16 protein-coding genes are annotated in these 17,202 nt (G+C 71.4%); 6 read left to right on the top strand and 10 right to left on the bottom strand.

The genetic code is table 11. The features are described from left to right. The 4 genes from ACFFNX_RS19650 to ACFFNX_RS19635 all read left to right on the top strand — a co-directional run. Nucleotides 1–827, top strand: an 827-nt coding sequence (locus ACFFNX_RS19650) for a DUF993 family protein (protein WP_378203925.1), incomplete at its 5' end; no start/stop codon positions are given. Beyond that, complete coding sequence (locus ACFFNX_RS19645) at nucleotides 824–1,633, top strand: sugar phosphate isomerase/epimerase family protein (protein WP_378203921.1); 810 nt, start codon at nucleotides 824–826, stop codon at nucleotides 1,631–1,633. The genes ACFFNX_RS19650 and ACFFNX_RS19645, both read left to right, overlap by 4 nt. A 146-nt stretch (nucleotides 1,634–1,779) precedes the next feature. Further along, nucleotides 1,780–3,852, top strand: a complete 2,073-nt coding sequence (locus tag ACFFNX_RS19640) for a PQQ-dependent sugar dehydrogenase (RefSeq protein ID WP_378203918.1) — start codon at nucleotides 1,780–1,782, stop codon at nucleotides 3,850–3,852. Nucleotides 3,853–3,956: 104 nt separating this feature from the next. Beyond that, entirely contained in the window at nucleotides 3,957–4,958 is a 1,002-nt protein-coding gene (locus ACFFNX_RS19635) for a LamG-like jellyroll fold domain-containing protein (protein WP_378203915.1), read from the top strand. Nucleotides 4,959–5,056: 98 nt separating this feature from the next. On the opposite strand, the gene ACFFNX_RS19630 is transcribed toward ACFFNX_RS19635, so the two are convergent. From ACFFNX_RS19630 to ACFFNX_RS19615, 4 genes are all read right to left on the bottom strand, one after another. Then, nucleotides 5,057–6,301: a cytochrome P450 gene (locus tag ACFFNX_RS19630; RefSeq protein WP_378203912.1), complete on the bottom strand. Its 1,245-nt coding sequence runs from the start codon at nucleotides 6,299–6,301 to the stop codon at nucleotides 5,057–5,059. Nucleotides 6,302–6,428: 127 nt separating this feature from the next. Further along, nucleotides 6,429–6,908, bottom strand: a complete 480-nt coding sequence (locus ACFFNX_RS19625) for a MarR family winged helix-turn-helix transcriptional regulator (RefSeq protein ID WP_378203909.1) — start codon at nucleotides 6,906–6,908, stop codon at nucleotides 6,429–6,431. An 89-nt stretch (nucleotides 6,909–6,997) separates the two neighbouring features. Next, a complete protein-coding gene (locus tag ACFFNX_RS19620) occupies nucleotides 6,998–8,275 on the bottom strand; it encodes a sensor histidine kinase (RefSeq protein ID WP_378203906.1) in 1,278 nt (425 codons plus the stop codon). Nucleotides 8,276–8,504: 229 nt separating this feature from the next. After that, nucleotides 8,505–9,206 (bottom strand): response regulator transcription factor, encoded by a 702-nt coding sequence (locus ACFFNX_RS19615; protein WP_378203903.1) that lies wholly within the window; start codon nucleotides 9,204–9,206, stop codon nucleotides 8,505–8,507. A 271-nt stretch (nucleotides 9,207–9,477) separates the two neighbouring features. Between ACFFNX_RS19615 and ACFFNX_RS19610 the strand changes: the two genes are divergently transcribed. Next, on the top strand, nucleotides 9,478–10,638 hold the full coding sequence (locus ACFFNX_RS19610; protein WP_378203900.1) for a hypothetical protein: 1,161 nt from the start codon (nucleotides 9,478–9,480) through the stop codon (nucleotides 10,636–10,638). A gap of 20 nt (nucleotides 10,639–10,658) precedes the next feature. Here the strand turns inward: ACFFNX_RS19610 and ACFFNX_RS19605 are convergent, their stop codons facing one another. Continuing rightward, nucleotides 10,659–11,495 (bottom strand): polysaccharide lyase family 7 protein, encoded by an 837-nt coding sequence (locus ACFFNX_RS19605; RefSeq protein WP_378203897.1) that lies wholly within the window; start codon nucleotides 11,493–11,495, stop codon nucleotides 10,659–10,661. 280 nt (nucleotides 11,496–11,775) lie between these two features. Further along, nucleotides 11,776–12,042 (bottom strand): hypothetical protein, encoded by a 267-nt coding sequence (locus ACFFNX_RS19600; protein ID WP_378203895.1) that lies wholly within the window; start codon nucleotides 12,040–12,042, stop codon nucleotides 11,776–11,778. A 182-nt stretch (nucleotides 12,043–12,224) separates the two neighbouring features. Between ACFFNX_RS19600 and ACFFNX_RS19595 the strand changes: the two genes are divergently transcribed. Then, entirely contained in the window at nucleotides 12,225–12,611 is a 387-nt protein-coding gene (locus ACFFNX_RS19595; protein WP_378203892.1) for a BlaI/MecI/CopY family transcriptional regulator, read from the top strand. A 146-nt stretch (nucleotides 12,612–12,757) separates the two neighbouring features. On the opposite strand, the gene ACFFNX_RS19590 is transcribed toward ACFFNX_RS19595, so the two are convergent. The 4 genes from ACFFNX_RS19590 to ACFFNX_RS19575 form a co-directional block, all read right to left on the bottom strand. Beyond that, nucleotides 12,758–13,723, bottom strand: coding sequence for a 3-hydroxyacyl-CoA dehydrogenase (locus ACFFNX_RS19590; protein ID WP_378203889.1), 966 nt, complete (start codon nucleotides 13,721–13,723; stop codon nucleotides 12,758–12,760). Further along, nucleotides 13,720–15,252 carry an aminomethyl-transferring glycine dehydrogenase subunit GcvPB gene (gene gcvPB, locus ACFFNX_RS19585; RefSeq protein ID WP_378203886.1) on the bottom strand — a complete coding sequence of 511 codons (1,533 nt, stop codon included), beginning with the start codon at nucleotides 15,250–15,252 and terminating at the stop codon, nucleotides 13,720–13,722. Before gcvPB ends, ACFFNX_RS19590 begins: the two co-directional genes overlap by 4 nt. After that, complete coding sequence (gcvPA, locus tag ACFFNX_RS19580; protein ID WP_378203883.1) at nucleotides 15,249–16,637, bottom strand: aminomethyl-transferring glycine dehydrogenase subunit GcvPA; 1,389 nt, start codon at nucleotides 16,635–16,637, stop codon at nucleotides 15,249–15,251. Before gcvPA ends, gcvPB begins: the two co-directional genes overlap by 4 nt. A gap of 32 nt (nucleotides 16,638–16,669) precedes the next feature. Beyond that, on the bottom strand, nucleotides 16,670–17,202 hold a 533-nt coding region (locus ACFFNX_RS19575), incomplete at its 5' end, for an ATP-NAD kinase family protein (protein WP_378203880.1).

The raw sequence follows: 17,202 nt of genomic DNA, 5'->3' as shown, positions 1-17,202 counted from the left end.
GGATCGTCTGCGGCGCGGGCACCGACCAGCTGCCGCCCGGCCCCGCGCCGCTGGACCGGATCGTCGCGGCGTACGAGGAGCAGCTCGGGGTCATCGAGGCGGCCGGCGGGACGCCCGTCCTCATGGCGAGCCGCCAGCTCGCCGCCTCGGCGGGCGGGCCCGACGACTACGCCGAGGTGTACGGGCGGCTGCTCGGCCAGGTCGCGGGGCGGGCCGTGCTGCACTGGCTCGGCCCGATGTTCGACCCGGCCCTGGCGGGTTACTGGGGCTCGGCCGACCCGGACGCCGCCGCCCGGAGCGTCCTGGCGATCATCGTCGAGCATGCCGCCAAGGTCGACGGGATCAAGATGTCGTTGCTGGACGCCGGCCGGGAGATCGCGTTGCGCCGCCGCCTGCCCGCCGGCGTGCGCCTGTACACCGGCGACGACTTCAACTATCCGGAACTGATCCGCGGCGACGACCACGGCCACAGCGACGCGCTGCTCGGCGTCTTCGACCCGATCGCGCCCGCCGCGGCGGCGGCCCTCGGCGCGCTGGAGGCCGGGGACCTCGCGGCGTACGAGCGGATCTTCGCCCCCACCGTGCCGCTCGCCCGGCATCTCTTCGCCTCCCCCACGTACTACTACAAGACGGGCGTGGTGTTCCTCGCCTGGCTGGCCGGGCACCAGACGCACTTCCGCATGGTCGGCGGTCTGGAGAGCGCACGCTCGGTGCCGCATCTGGTCCGGCTGTTCGAACTCGTGGACCAGGCCGGCCTGCTACCCGATCCGGAACTCGCGGTGGCCCGCATGCGCACGTGGCTCACCGTTCAGGGAGTGAGCACATGAGCCTCGCACGCTTCAGCCTCAACCAGTGGACGACGCGGTACTGGCCGCTGCCGGACCTGGCCGCGGGCTGTGCCGCGGCCGGGGTCACGGGCGTCGGTCTCTGGCGCGAACCCGTCGCCGAGTACGGCCTGGCCCGTACGGCGAAGCTGGTCCGCGACACCGGACTGTCCGTGACGTCGCTGTGCCGGGGCGGATTCTTCCAGCGGCCGGACGCCATCGCGGAGAACCGCCAGGCCATCGAGGAGGCCGCCGAACTGGGCTCGCCGGTCCTGGCGCTGGTCAGCGGCGGGCTGCCCGAGGGCTCCCGCGACCTCGACGGTGCGCGGCGGCGCGTGGCCGACGCGCTCGCCGAACTCGCTCCCCACGCCGGGCGGTACGGCGTGCGGCTGGCGCTCGAACCGCTGCACCCGATGTACTGCTCCGACCGCTGCGTGGTCTCGTCGCTCGACCAGGCGCTCGACCTGACCGCGCCGCTCCCCGCCGCGCAGGCCGGCGTCATGGTCGACACCTACCACCTCTGGTGGGACCCGGGCGCGTACGCCGCCATCGCGCGTGCCGGGGCCGAGGACCGGATCGCGCTCTTCCAGGTGGCCGACTGGGTCACTCCGCTGCCCGAGGGCGTGCTGACCGGGCGCGGGATGCTCGGCGACGGCTGCGTCGAGCTGCGCCGGTTCCGCGTGGCCGTGGACGAGACCGGCTACACGGGACCGATCGAAGTCGAGATCTTCAACGACGGCCTCTGGGCGATGCCGGGGGCCGAGGCGCTGTCGCTGTGCCTCGACCGCTTCGCCCGGCACGTGACCTGAGCGCGCGCGAGCGCGTCCTCCGCCGACAGACCCCAGCCCCCGGGAGGACATCCGACCTTTCTCTTGACGCTGTTCGGTACCTCATCTACGTTCTGGAAAGCGCTTACAGAAAGCGCTTTCCCCCTTCCGAGCCCATGGGTGACAGGATGACGAAGTTCAGATGGTGCCTTCTGACGATCGTCGCTGTTCTCGCAGCCCTCTTCACGGTGCCGCAGACAGCCGCGCTGGCCGACGAACAACCGGTCAAAGACCCGATCCCCGAACAACCGATCACCTCTGACCTGGGGCTGGTCCTCCAGGAGTACGCGCAGTTCCCCAAGTCCGAGCCCGTCCCCGCGCCGGTCGACCCCCGCCTGATGCGCTGGGCGCGGATCAACTTCATCGGTGAGGTGCCGGACGGCTCCGGCCGCATGTACGTGCCGGACCTGAACGGCAACATGTACATCGTCCGGAACGGCCGGCCGCACGTCTACCTCGACGTCAAGGCCCAGTTCGAGAAGTACTTCTTCTCCGGGCGCGGCCTCGGCCAGGGCTTCGGCATCGTCGCCTTCGACCCCGGCTTCCGCACGAACGGCAAGTTCTACACCGTGCACACGGAGCTGGCCTCCAGCACCACGAAGGTGCCCGACCTGCCGCAGCAGCCGGGCACGATCTACCACGGCGTCATCGACGAGTGGACGGCCGACGACCCGGCGGCGGACACCTTCCACGGCACGCACCGCGAGGTCCTCCGGCTCGGCTTCAGCGGGCAGGTCCACGGCATCCAGGAGATCGGGTTCAACCCGAACGCCAAGCGCGGCTCCAAGGACTACGGCAAGCTCTACATCGCCGCCGGTGACGGCGGGCAGGGGCAGGCCGCGGGCAACAACGACCCGCAGAACCTCGCGGTCCCGCAGGGCAAGATCCTGCGGATCGACCCGCACGGCACCGACAGCTCCAACGGCAGGTACGGCGTCCCGGCCGACAACCCGTTCGTCGGCAGGTCCGGCGCCCTCGGCGAGATCTTCGCGATAGGCATGCGCGACCCGCACCGCTTCAGCTGGGACACCGGCGGCAGCCACCGGCTGTTCCTCGGGTTCATCGGCGAGCACGCGATCGAGGGCGTGTGGGACGTCCGCGCCGGTGACAACCTCGGCTGGCCGAACCGCGAGGGCCCGTTCGTCTTCAACAAGAACGATCGCTGCAACCTGTACACGCTGCCCGAGGACGACGCGAAGTACGGCTACGACTACCCGGTGGCCGCCTACGACCACGACCCGCCGGCCGACTGGTCCTGCGATGCCGACGTCGGCAAGGCGATCTCCGGTGGGTACGTCTATCGCGGGCACAAGCTGCCGGAGCTGTACGGGAAGTACGTCTTCGGTGACCTGGTCGACGGTGCCGTCTACTACACCGAGGAGAGCCAGATGCGCCGCGGCGGGCCGCGGGCGCCGATCCACCAGCTGCAGACGTTCGACACGAGCGGCCACCGGCTGACGATGCAGCAGTTCGCCGGGGACGGCCGGGTCGACCTCCGCTTCGGTCGCGACAGCAAGGGCGAGCTCTACCTGCTCTCCAAGGCGAACGGCAAGATCTGGAAGGTCGTCGGCACCCGGCACTTCGCCGCCGGCCCGGTCGGCCACACTCATGTCGGCGGCACGGCGGGCGCGAAGAACTGGGCGCCGGTCACCCCGTCGAAGTGGAGGTTCGACGGGAACCAGGTGATCCTGGCCGAGCCCGGCACCGAGCGGCCCGGCCCGCGCCGCCCGTACGAGTACGCGGTGCTCACCAAGGGCCCGAAGTTCGGTACGGAGCGGATCGACGCGGACGTGCGGATCGACACGCCGACGGATGTCACCAACCGGGATGTGATCATCGTGTTCGGCTTCCAGTCGGACACGCAGTTCTATTACGCGCATCTGTCGCAGGACAATTCGATCTATCCGCACAACGGGATCTTCCTGGTCGACAACGCCGACCGGCAGCGGCTCGAGGACCAGTGGGACCCCGTACGCTCGCGCGGCGCCCCTCCGTCGATCAGCGACCTGAAGTGGCATCACGTGACGGTGATCCGGCACCTGGACACCGGTGAGATCGCGGTGTACCTCGACCACGCGAAGGACCCGCGGATGACGGCGGTCGACACGACTCTCGGCGCCGGCCGGGTGGGCTTCGGGTCGTTCGACAACACCGGCCGGGTCCGCGACCTCAAGGTCACCGGCACGGCGGCCGGCGACTGATCGTGGGCTCGGGCCGCCGGTCCGGGGCCCGAGCCCCCGGTGCACTCCCGGCGGTCACCGCCCGGGCGGTGACCGCCGGGACCCCAGACGCACGTGGAGGAATGATGAGAGATCTCAGCGTGACCGGGCGCCGCAGGCCCGTACGATCCCTGGCGGCGGTCGCGGTGGCCGCCCTGGTGTGCGGTCCGCTCGCGGCGAGCGCGGCCCGGGCGGACACCGGCGCGGGGGTGGGCCGGGGCGACCACGCCCTGTCGAAGGTGCTGCCGAGCCTGCGGCCCAACCTGGTCTCGTACTACGACTTCGAGCATCCCGTCCGGGGCAACCCCGCGCAGGAACGCGACCGCGGGTTCTCCGGCACGACCGTCAACCTGATCAACGGCGGGGCCGCCATGCGCGTACGGGACAGCGCGTTCCCGGGCGGAGGCCACTCGATCCAGACCAGGCAGGTGAACCCGGCGACCAAGGGCAACGACGACTGGAAGGCCGGGACGTACTCGGCGACCGGCGTGCCGACCCTGCACGCCTTCAACGGCGTCAGGGAAGCCTCGATCATGGGCTGGTTCAAGATGACCGGCCCGAACCCGGGCCCCGACTCCGAGACGGCGGACCCGTCGGACTACTACAACGCGGTCGGCCTGGCGGGCCTGCTCAGCGGCGACTCACAGGGCCATGACGTACGTGCGCTGCTGGAAGTGATCGACGTGTCCGGGACGCTGCGAGTCGTCGCGCTCGGCCGCCGCGTCGACGGCGGTCAGTCGCAGACCTTCGCCGCGAACGAGGACTGGCGGAGCATCCTGCCGATCGGCCGGTGGGTCTTCCTCGCGGCGTCGTTCGACTACGACCACGGAACGATGCGGCTGTACAAGGACGGCCGGCCGCTGGACGGCTTCTACACCACGGCCGGCGATCCCTGGCAGGTCGGCACGCCGGGCACGCACCTCACCTCGCCGACCGATCCGCGCGGCATCAAGATCGGCGGAAGCTTCCCCCAGAACACCGCCGAGAAGAACGCCTGCGACTGCCGGTTCGACGGCCTGATGTTCCTGAACCGGGCCGTGACCGGCAAGGAGGTCTGGCAGCAGTACCGCCGGGCCGTCCGCCACTGACCGCCGACCATCCGTCCTCCGGCCGGAACCGCGCGGTGAACCGGGCCCACCGCGCGGTTCCGCGCTGTCGTTCGGTGTGGCGTCGTCGTCCGTCGTGGTCACCAGGCGACGGGGAGTTCGTAGACGCCATAGACGAGGGCGTCGTGTTTGAACGGCACCTGGTCCAGATCCGTCGCCAGGCGCAGCGTCGGGATGCGGCGGTAGAGCGTGCCGTACACGACCTGCAACTCCACCCGGGCCAGCGGCTGCCCGAGACACTGGTGCACGCCGAAGCCGAACGCGATGTGCCGCCGGGCGTCGCGCTGGAGGTCGAGCCGGTCCGGGTCGGCGAAGACGGCGGTGTCCCGGTTGCCGACGTCGTTGGCCAGGACGATGCCCTCGGTGGCGCGGATGATCTGGCCGCCGACCTCGATGTCCTCCAGCGCGACGCGGCGCCGGCCGCCGTGCACGATGGTCAGATAGCGCAGAAGCTCCTCGACCGCGCCGGCGATCGCCTTCGGATCGTCGGTCTCCCGCAGCCGGACGAGCTGGTCCGGGTGCCGCAGCAGCGCGAGGGTGCCCAGCGCGATCATGTTCGCGGTCGTCTCGTGGCCGGCCGTCAGCAGGAGGCGGCCCATCATCGCCGCCTCGTGCCGGGACAGCTCGCCGGTGGCGACGCGCTCCACGGCCAGCTGAGACAGCAGGTCCTCGCCCGGGTGAGCCTGTTTGTCGGCGACCAGCCGCTCAAGGTAGCCGACCAGCCGGTGCTGGGCCGCCAACGCCTCCTCCGGCGTCGTGGCGCGGTTGACGAGCAGCCTGCTGTTGCGCTGGAAGAAGTCATGGTCGGCGTACGGCACACCGAGCAGTTCGCTGATCACCAGCGAGGGCACCGGCAACGCGAACGCCTCGACCAGATCCACCGGTGCCGGGCCGGCGAGCATGTCATCGATCAGACCGTCCACGATCTTCTGGATGGCAGGACGCAGCGCTTGGACCCGCTTGATGGAGAAAGGGGCCGTCACCATCCGGCGGAGGCGCGCATGTTCCGGGTCGTCGACGTTGATGAAGGTCCGCGACTCCTTGCGGACCGTCATCTGACCCGCGGTCGTATGGGGATAGTGCGGGAGGGTGGAGTCCGCGCTGATCCGCGGATCGGACAACAGGGCTCGCTGATCGTCATAGCGGCTGACCAGCCAGGGAGTGCTGCCGTCCCACAGCCGGACCCGGGTGATGGGAGTGTCGTCCGCCAGCGCGCGCAGGGCGGGCGGCGGGTCGAACGGGCAGCCGGTCGCCCGGGGCATCGGGAATCGCGGTGCCTCGGCCGCATGGGTGCTGGTCGTGGTGGTCACCGGGTCGGCGCTCATGGTTCTCCGTCCTTTCGACACATCCGTTGCGTGATCAGCGGCGGGAAGCGTAAGTACGAGGGCCGGGCCCGCGAGCGGCCGCGGGGTCTCCGGCTGAAGGCCGGAACGCGCGAGGTCAGGGCTTCGATCACGGGAGAGTCCCCTCGCTCGTGACGTGGGGCCGCGCGGCGTCGTGGATCAGCCGCCGGACGATCGGCAGGGCCGTCCGCATGGCCGAGCCCAAGGCCTCGCGCTCCTCCGCGGGGAGGGCGGCCAGCAGTTCGGCCAGCCGGGCATAGCGCACCTGCCCGCGCTCGGCCAGGACTCCCCGCCCGGCCTCGGTGATCGTGACGAGCGCGACCCGCCGGTCCTCCGGGTCGCGCATCCGTGCGATCAGGCCCTCGCGTTCCAGCCGCTGCACCAACTGGGTCATCGACGGCTGGGCGATGCCTTCCGCCGCGGCCAGCGCGGTCAGCCGGACGGGGCCCTCCCGCTCCACCCTGGCGAGGGTCGAGGCGGTGGTGAGACTCATGGCCTGACGGTTCGACAGGTGCCTCGCCATCAGGGCGGCCACCTCCGTCAGCGCCGCCGCGATCTCAAGGTCCCCTACGGAACGTGCTTCCTCCATGACCCGACTTATATCACCTACCTATATAGGTCGCCTATCCATTCGGCCGAGATGGATCGCGGACCGGATGACACTTACCGCGCGGTGCCTCAGGCGCCGGGGAGCAGGAGCGTGAACGTCGGTGGTGACGGGCGGGCCAGGCGCAGGCGTCCGCCTTCGGCCTCGGCGAGGCGGCGGGCCATGGCCAGGCCGATGCCGTGCCCGGCGGTCTCCGTACGGCGGCGGAACAGTTCGTCGGGTGAGCGTTCGATGCCCGGCCCCTGGTCACTGACGTCGATGGCCAGTGCCTCCCCCGCGTCACGGACGTTGACCGTCACCGTGCCGGCGCCGTGACGGATGGCGTTGTCGAGGAGGACGTGGAGGATCTGGCGGGCGGCGGCGGTGGACGCGCCTGTGGCGGGCAGGTCGGGATCGACCCGGATCCGCAGCGGGCGCCCCTTGCCGGCCGGGTCGGCCTGCCAGGTCTCCCGTGCCTCCTCCAGGAGGCCGTCCAGGTCGAGCGGCTCGTTGTGGCGGGGTACGTCGCGAGCCAGGGCGAGGAGGTCGTCGATGGTCCGCTGGAGCCGGTCCGCTTCGGCCATGGCCTGGTTGATCTCCTCCGCCCGCGTCCTGCCCGGAGCGTCGAGCATGCTCTCCAACTGGAGCCGCAGGCCGGTCAGCGGCGTGCGCAACTGGTGTGAGGCGTCCGCGGAGAACGCGCGTTCGCGGGCGAGGAGGTCGCCGAGACGCCCGGCCGTGGTCGAGAGGCTGGCGCCGGTGGAATCGATCTCCGGTATGCCGCTGGGCCGGGCGCGCACGCTGAAGTCACCGTCGCCGAGCCGTTCGGCCATGGCCGACATCTCCTCCAGCGGCCGGGCGAGACGCCGGGCCTGCCGGCGCGCGAGCAGGGCGGTGATGAGGACGGCCGCGCAGGCGACGGCCAGCATCAGCAGCCAGGTCCTGGCGACCCGCCGGTAGACGAACATCTTGCCGGCGGCCGCGCGTATCGCGCCGGTGACGTGCTCGTTGTTCGCGACCGGCACGGTGACGACGAGGTCGGATCCGTCCTGCCCATTGGCGGGGACGCCGTGCAGTGCGCCGCGTACGGCGACGTCGGCCACCGCGGGTCCGTCGCCGCCGATCCGCCGACCGGCGTGGTCGTAGACGGCCAGTTGGACACCCGGCTCGGTCGACGGCAACTCGGTGGGGTCGCGGCCGCTCAGCTGCGCTCCGGAGACGGTCACGGTCGCCTCGGTGGCGAAACGGGTCAGCTCGCTTCGCTCATCGGCCATGTAATAGTGGGCGACCCCGGCGGCCAGCGGAACGCCGAACAGGCTGATGGCCAGGATGGCCGACAGCACGGTGAGCATCACGATCCGCCTGCGCATACGGCTCCCTTCGAGCATTCCGGCGATCGTGCACCGTACGCGGCGCACCGCACGGCGTCCCCGGTGACCAGGTCCTCGCCGCCCGGTGGCGGCCTCTCGTTCAAAGGTCCCCGCCGCCGGTCGTGCCGTGACCGTGCCTCACGACGGCGGGTGTGATCACCATCGCCGCCGCGGTGGTGCGGACGGCCCGTCATCGGCGTTCCGCGGAAGACTCCGGCGAGCGGGCGCCTCAGCGGCGCGGGCCGTCCAGCCGATAGCCGTGACCGCGAAGCGTGACGATCCTCGGCATGGTCGCCGACTCGCCGCCGGCCGCCTCGGTCAGCTTCGCGCGTACCGCCGCGATGTGGACGTCGAGCGTCTTGGTGGACCCGAACCAGTTCTCGTCCCACACGTCGGCCATCAGATCCTCCCGGCTGACCGCCCTTCCGGCGTCCACGGCGAGACGGCGCAGCAGGTCGAACTCCTTCGCCCGCAAGGCGACCTCGCGATCAACGATGAAACACCGGCGAGCCCCGGCGTCCACCACCAGGTCACCGATCCGGTGCTCCTGGCGTGCCGGGCCGGACGGGGCACCACGACGCAGGTGCGCCCGGATGCGGGCCAGCACCTCCGCGAGGCCGAACGGCTTGGTGAGATAGTCGTCGGCGCCCGCGTCCAGCCCCATGACGACGTCCATCTCCTCCTGACGGGCGGTGAGCATCACCAGCACACACTCCGGCTGGACGCGGCGAATCTGCCCGCACACCTCGATGCCGTCCAGATCGGGCAGGCCGAGATCCAGCAGCACCAGGTCGAAGTCCGTGACCGTCGCCTCGCGTACCGCCCCCCGGCCGGTGCGTTGCCACACCACCTCGTGATCATGCATCCGGAGACGGGACGCGAGCATGTTCCCGATCGTCTCGTCGTCCTCGACGATGAGCAGCCGTGCCATGCCCACATCGTAGGGCGGCGATCCTGTTCGCCTTCGCCCTGGGCAGGCCGCGGCGGGCGACCCGCCCGCAGAGGGGCCGAGCCTCGGCCGCCCCGGTCGCGGCCCTCCTTCGGCGCGGCGATCGCGCTTCGCCCTCACGGTGCGGGACGGTAAGCGGGCCGCTTGCCGCCGTCTTTCCAGCCTCTTACCCGGCTCTGCCTACGTTGGCCCCACCGACCGGGAGGAGCCGGGGAATGCACAGGTCAGTACGGCATCGCCACGGCGTGGCGCGATGATCGAGGCGGAGGCCGTACGCGACGGGGCCTCGCCTCCGGCCCGCGAGACGAGCCCGGATCACGCCCGGCGGTGCCGGGCCGTGTGGTGGTGCCTGTGGACCTGGACGGCGACGTGGACCGGGCTGCGCCTGCCGGGCGGCGGCGGCTCATGGCACTACTTCGCCCAGGGCAGCCGGCTGCTGTTCGGCGACGACCGAGGCCAGGGCCTCCACCTGTACGCCGCCCATCCCGACCTGCAGATCGGGCCGATCGCCTTCCTGGTCGCGACACCGCTGCGGCTGCTCGGAGCCACACCCGGGCGTCTCCTGGCGCTCCTCGCGATGAGCCTCACCGGACCGCTCGTCCTGTACGCGCTGTGGCGCCTGGCCCCGGCACGTGCGCGGCGGCCGTCACGGCTGCTCACCGCCGGACTGCTCTTCCTTCCGGTCTGGGCCGAGTTGGTCACCCACGCCGGTCACCTGGACGACGTCCTGGCGCTGCTCTTCGCCGTCGCGGCCCTGCACGCGATCAGGTCCGGTCATCCGGTCGCCGCCGGCCTGCTGGTCGCGGCCTCCGCCGACGCCAAGCCGTGGGCCGCGGCCTTCGCTCCTCTCCTGCTCGCGGTCGGGCGCCCCGGCCGGTGGCGCGCGGCGGCCGCCTGCGCGACCGGCCTGGCGGCGGCCTGGCTGCCGTTCCTGCTCGACGACGGGCACACGCTGGCCGCGGCGAGCTTCACGATCCCGACGGCGACGTCGTCGGGCCTGCGCGCGCTCGGCCTCACCTACCCGCGTACCCCCTCATGGGACCGGCCGGCCCAGCTGGCACTCGGCTGCCTGCTCGGGGCGCTCACGGTGATCCGGGGCCGATGGCCCGCGGTCATCCTGCTCGCCACGGCCGCGCGGATCCTGCTCGACCCGGAGGTGTACTCCTACTACACGGGCGGAATCCTGCTCGGCGCCGTGGCGTACGACCTGGTGATCTCCGATCGGCGATGGCCCTGGCTGACGACGGGCGGCCTGCTGATGCTGTACGTCGCGCGCCTCGTGGCGCACGTCGCACCGATCTCCCTGCATGTTCTCGGATTGCTGCGGGTCGGATACGTCCTCGTCGTGGTCGCGGTCACGCTCCTCCCCCGCCGCCTCCGGGCGTCCCCGTACGGAACGCCCGGTCCGACGTGAAAGACACCGGCCGCCATCGGTCAGCCGTGGGCCACGGTCAGGGCGTAGAACTTGACCTTCGCGCCGTTGCTGGTGCTGCTCGACGACGACTGGTTGTAGTCGCCGGCCTTGAAGTACTGGTGATAGGCGTTGAAGCCCGAGGCGATCGAGTAGCTCTTCGTGTCGCCGTTGACGGTGACCTGGATCTTGCCGCCGACGATCGCGATGACGTAGCTCCACTGGGTGCCGAGCGGCACATTGGTCAGGGTGTAGGTGTTCTGCCCGCCGTCGGGCGACTTCTCCAGGCCGAGAACGACGTCGCCGTTGGCGTGGTAGTAGAGCTCGAGCAGCGGCTTCGTCGACGAACCACCGCTGCCGAGGTGGATCTGGCCGACGCAGACGTTCTTCGTCACCGAGACGATCCGCAGGGTCGCCGACAGCTTGTGGGTGCCGGACAGGGACCAGTCCGCGGCGCTGCCGTCGGCGTTCATCTCGCGCAGTTCGGAGCGGGCGTAGCTCGAGTTCGGCGTCGTCACTCCGGACTCGGGGTCCCAGAAGGTCATCGAGCCGTCGTTCTTGTCGGTCCAGAAGTACGCCGGGTTCGTGTACCCGCTCGCACCCTTCAACCGCGACGGCGGGATCGTGGTCGGCGAGCCGGGCGAACCGATCGGGAGCTGGAGCTCCCACACCGACAGGTTGAAGTTGCCACCCGGCGCGACGGTCGGGTCGAGGCCGGCGGCGCTCAGCCGGGTCGTGGAACCGGCGGCGACGGCGTCACCGGCATGGACGGCGCCCGCGGCGATCACCATGGCGCCGCCGGCGGCCACCGCGAGGATCTTCCGGCGGGCACGGCGCATCCGGTCGTTCTCTGCTGTCACGAACGTTCTCCTTCACGTGCTGGGGCACACGCGTCCTGGCGGGGGCGCGACCATGGCCGTACGGGCGGTCATGGATTCCCGGGCGGAAGCGGGGTTCCTCCCAGGCCATGACGTCACAGTAAGGACGTGACCGGAGATTGTAAAGATACTTAACCATTAACGTTCGGAGCTTGAGGACGCCATTCGGCAGGTCCTGCACCGTGGGTGGTCGTCGACCGGTCCCGAGGCCGTCCCCTGGGCACTCGGGACCGGTCGGCGTCACGTCCGGGCGGCCGTTTTCTCACCCGCCGTTGCCGATCTCGATCCGGATGTCGTCGACGTTCCGGTTCCAGTGGCGGTACCAGCCGTGGTGGTGGTGCCGGTGGTAGTAGTAGTCGTGGTACCGCCGATGACCGCTGAAGTGATGGTCTCCGCGGACCTGTGCCTGCTGGACGTACGCGGCGCCGGCTCGCGTGGTCTGCGCCGACGCGGGCGAGCCGGTGAGGAGGAGCGCACCGGCCGATGCGGCCGCCGCCATGCCGACGGCAACGATCGCCTTTTTCATCATGACCCATCTCCTGCTTCTTCGCTGTGGGCGGCACGTTCGCCGCATGTCAGCCACAACCGTTCGAAGCGGCCCGCCCTTCAGAACGCTTGAGCGGGCAACGACCGGAATAAGAACTATTGCAGTCGTACTCGGCGGATAGTACTAGGCGATGCGTATGATGCCGACATGGACAAGGAGACTCGATGAACCCGTCACCCGAGGAAGGCCCGCGCGGCCGGCGCCCGCCGGGCATGCTCGAGGACGAGTTGCTCGCGGTGCTGTGGGCCACCGACCGGCCGATGACCCCGGCCGACGTGCAGGCCCACCTCGGCCACCGGCTCGCCTACACCACCGTGATGTCGACCCTCACCCGCCTGTATCGCAAGGGTCTGGTCACCCGGGAACCGACCGGGCGTGGCTTCACCTACACCCCCGCCGTGAACGAGGCCGACCACACCGCCCAGGCGATGACCGAACTCCTGAGCCGCCGCACCGACCGCGCCGGCGTACTCACGCGCTTCGTCTCCTCCTTGCCCCCAGAGGACGAAGCGTTGCTGCAACGGCTGCTTCGGGGCGACGACGGCCCCTGACATGCGCGTCACCGTCCACCCGCCGCTCGTGTTCCATGACCGGCGCGCCGGATGCCGCCCAGGACCGGGACACGCCTCCTCCTCGCCGCCGCACCGGCCCCCTGGTCGCCCTCCTCGCCGCCGACCATGGGCACCGGGACGCCGGTTCAGCTGGTGCGGGAGAAGCCGCGGAACGACTCGGGGTCGGCGCGTCGTGCCTGTTCCAGCCGCATCAGTGCGCGGTCGCGGCGCTCGACGTTCGCGGCCCAGTCCTCCGGTGGCAGAGCCGCATGCACCTCCGCGGCGACGCGGGCGACGAGGTCCGGGGTCCAGGGGTCGTGCTGTCCGCGTTCGGCGCCCATCCGGGCGTACGCCGGGCCGAGCACCTCCGCGTGGCGCTCGATCCCGCCCCGGGTGTTCAGCTCCGCGGTCGCGAACGGTCCGAGGACCGACCACCGCCGGCCCAGCCCCGAGCCGACGACGAGGTCGATGTCGGCCGGTGTGGCGACGCCGTCGCGCACGAGGCAGTACGCCTCCCGCAGCAGGGCGCCCTGCAGGCGGTTGAAGATGAAGCCCTCGTTCTCCCTGCCGACCAGGACCGGCACCATGCCCGCCGCGGACAGCAGTTCCCGCGCGTGCTCGACCGTGTCCGGGGCCGTGAACGGCGCCGGGGCCAGCTCCGCGATCGGCAGCAGGTACGGCGGGTTGCCGGGGTGCACGACGAGGCACCGCGCCCGGCCGGGCAGCGCGTCCGCGAACCGCGAGCAGGGGATCATCGACGTGGAGCTCGCCAGCACCACCTCGGGCCCGGTGCGCCGGTCGAGCTCGGCGAACAGCTCCCGCTTGACCTCCAGCGACTCGACCACGCACTCCTGGACGTACGCGGCGCCCGCCAGCGCCTCGCCGAGGTCGGCCGTCGCCGTGACGAGGTCGAGCGCCTCGGCGTCGGCGAGCCCGAACCCGGCGAGCTCGGCCAGCCGCCGCTCCACCTCCGGCCGCGCCGCCGCGACCCGGCCGGCGTCGAGGTCGTACAGGGCGACTCGGTGACCGGCGCGGGCGAACACGATCGCCCACGCCACGCCGATGCTTCCCGCGCCGACGACCGCGACGGCCGGTGGTGACACCTCGCTCACGCCGTGACCTCCCGCTCGTTCTTGCGCCGGTACGCGCGCCACGTCGTCGCCCAGCGGGCCGGGTCGTCGAGCGAGGCGGTGTCGATCTGGGCCACGACCTGGTTGTGCGGCGCGGACCGGACCAGCTCCGGGTCGGCGCGTCCCTCCTCCATCACGTGGGCCAGCACGTCGATCCAGTAGTCGATGTCCTCCTTCGACCACCCCTCACCGGCCTCGGGGGTGAACGGCTCCGGAACGATCCAGGGCTCGTGGCTGAGCCAGAACGCGTCCACGCCGTAGTCGGTCATCCGGTTCTGGATGTCCACGGCGGTCACGCCCGTCTCCTCGGTGTACTCGCCGAGGCTGTAGCGCGTCATCTCCAGCCGCCGGGCGGTGAGGTGGTCGAACGACTTGGTGACGCCGGGGATGGCGAGCAGCCGCGTCTCCATGTAGTTGTTGGCCAGCACCGAGATGTCGGCCGCCTCGCGGATGCCGTCGGCGCCCATCGCCAGGGTCCACGCGTAGGCCTTCACGACCTGCGGCAGGTTGCCGAGGAACTCCCGGACCCGGCCCACGCCCCCCGCGTTCTCCCGCCGCTCGTACCCGGCGTCCGTACGGACCACGAGCGGGCCCGGCAGGAAGGGTTCGAGCTCGGGCGTGCAGCCGTACGCCCCGACCGCCGGGCCGCCACCGCCCTTCGGCGCGCCGAAGGTCTTGTGCAGCATGAACATGCACGCGTCGAAGCCCAGCTCCGCCGCCCGGATGCGGCCCATCACCCCGTTGAAGTTGGCGTGGTCGTAGAAGCACAGGCCGCCGGCCTCGTGCACGACGTCCACCCACTCCTTGATGTGCGGGTTGTAGATGCCCATGTCGTCCGGGTTGTTGATCATCAATGCGGCGGTACGGTCGCCGACGACGGCGCGCAGCGCGTCGAGCGACGGGTAGCCGTCCCGCTCCACCGGCAGTGTGATCACGTTGAAGCCCGCCGCCGCCGCGGTGGCCGGGTTGCACGGGTGGGCCTGGGCGGTGGTGATGACGTCGCGCCGCCGCTCCAGCTCACCGCGCGACTCGTGGTACGCGCGGGTGACGCAGGCGTGGACGTAGGCGGCCGCGGCACCGCCGCCCGCCTGGAAGATGAACCGGCCCATCCCCGACAGCTCGCGGAGCATCAGGTCGAACTCGTGCACGATCTCGAGCAGCCCCTGAACACTGGCGTCGTCCTGGTGCGGGTGGATCTCGGCGAGCTGGTCGCGCGCGGCGAGCAGCTCGCCGACCCGCGGGTTGTACTTCATCGTGCACGTGCCGAACAGGCTGATCCCGATCATGCCCATCGTCTGCTGGGACAGGCGCAGGTAGTGCCGCAGCACGTCGGGCTCGGCCACCTCCGGCAGGGCGAGGGGCGTCGTACGGCGCACGCCCTCCGGCAGCGCGTCCACGGCCGTCTCGATCGGCGCGGGCGGCACCGTTCCACGGCGGCCGGGCCCGCCCTGCTCCATGATCAACGGCTGGTCCCAGACCGCGGCGTGGTAACGACGGGGAATGCCGTTCATGCGGCGACCACCTCGTGTAGAGCGCTGACCAGCGCGGTGATGTCATCTGCCGTGTGGATCTCGGTGACGCAGTACAGGGCCGCCTGGCCGAGCTCGGGGAAGTCCGTGGACAGGTCCTTGCCGCCGAAGATCCCCCGGGCGCGCAGCGCCTCGTTGACCTGCGTGACCGACCGGCCGGTGGCGTTGAAGTCGACGACGAACTCCTTGAAGAAGCCGGACGGCCACCGCACGGAGACCCCGGGCACCGTGCCGACGCGCCGGGCGGCGTACGCGCTGTTCGCCGCGATCGTCTCGCCGATCTCGGCGAACCCCCGCGGCCCCATCAGGGCCATGTAGACGGCGTTGACGACCGTCCACAGGTACACCGAGTTCCCGGTCCAGTCGTTGCCCTCCTCCCGCGAGCCGTAGGAGGTCTGGTGGAACAGCGTCATGCCGAACGCGCGTTCGCCCGGGACCTTCGTGTCCGCGAGGCTGACCTGCAACGTCGGGTACTCCCGTGCGTACCGCTCCTCGTCTCGGGTGGCGATGAAGCCGCCGACGCCGCCCCCGGCGTTCAGGTGGATCCCGAGCGGCTGGGTGCTGCCCACGGCGATGTCGGCGCCGTACTCCGACGGCGGCCTGAGCAGGCCCAGGGAGATCGGGTCCACGCCGGCGATCGTCTCGGCGCCCTGGCCGCGCGCGATCCGTGCCACGGCGTCGGCGTCGGCCTCGACCACGCCGAGGTGGTTGGGCGTCTCGAAGTACACCGCCGCGGTCGCGTCACCGACCTTGGCCTCCAGGTCGGCCAGGTCCAGCCGTCCGGTGTCCGGGTCGTGCCGGGCGACGACCACGGCGATCGCCTCGGCGCCCTCGCCGCAGTACGTGCGGATCACGGCGAGACGCTCGGGGTCGAGCGTGGCCGGCACGACCACCTCACGGCGGCCGGTCATCCGCGCCGCCATCCGGATCGCGTGCCCGGCCGCGGCGCCCCAGCTGTAGACCGGCAGGCCGACGAAGTCCATGCCGACCAGCTCGCCGAGTTGCGAGGCGTACTCGAACCAGGCCTGGTTGCGGCCGTGGTCGGAGGACGGCGTGCCCCAGACCGGGGTCAGGAACTCGCTGCGCGAGGCGATCTCGTCGCAGACGGCCGGCACGTAGTGCTGCCAGCAGCCCGCGCCGAGGAAGTTCAGGTTCTCCACGCAACTGTCGTTGCGGTCGAGCAGCCGCCGTACGCGCCGGCGCACGCTCGCCTCCGCGCGGACGCCGTCGCCGAGGGCGATCGGCTCGGCCGCGAGATGGCCGGCGGGGATCTGCTCGAACAGCTCGTCGACGTCGGTGACGCCGGCCGCCCGCATCATCGCGGCCTTGGCGTCCGGCGTCGAGTTCGGCATGTACGGATGTGCCACGCCCACTCCCTTTCTGTGCGTGTTGTTCGCCGCTAGGCGACGATCCGCAGGACGGTGCTCCGGCCGCGCCCGGTGCGTACCTTGCGGTAGCCCGTGATCGGGGCGGTCGCGTGCTCGTCGCCGACGTCGATCCGCAGCACCGGCGGGTCGAGCGCGGCGACCTTGCCGCGGTCGGCGAGTATCTCGATGTGGTCGGCGCCGACCGCATTGAGCACGGCGGCGCTGAGCTGCTGGTTTCCCCGGCCGAGCAGGAAACCCTGGCCGCCCACGACGCCGAGCACCAGCGTCGCCGCCGGGTGCTCGGCGAGCAGGGCCAGCAGTTCGGTCTCGCTCGCGTCCTCGGCGACCAGCCGTCCGCCGAGGACGGCGTCGACGCCGAGGAACGACGCGGGCAGGCCGAGCGCGGCGTTGACGTACGCGACGGTGGTGCCCGGCCCGAGCAGGTAGAGCCGGTCGTCGCGCATCTGCCCGGCCACCTCGCGGCCGAGCGCGGCGAGGTCGGCGTCGCCCGTACGCGCGGTGAAGGCCTTGGCCCGCTGCAACGCGCTCCCCGCGGCCGGCACGC

It is taken from the genome of Actinoallomurus acaciae, assembly GCF_042429965.1.
Classification (GTDB): Bacteria; Actinomycetota; Actinomycetes; order Streptosporangiales; family Streptosporangiaceae; genus Actinoallomurus; species Actinoallomurus acaciae.
Note: the sequence above shows the minus strand (reverse complement) of the source record. Positions and strands in the feature narration are given on the sequence as shown.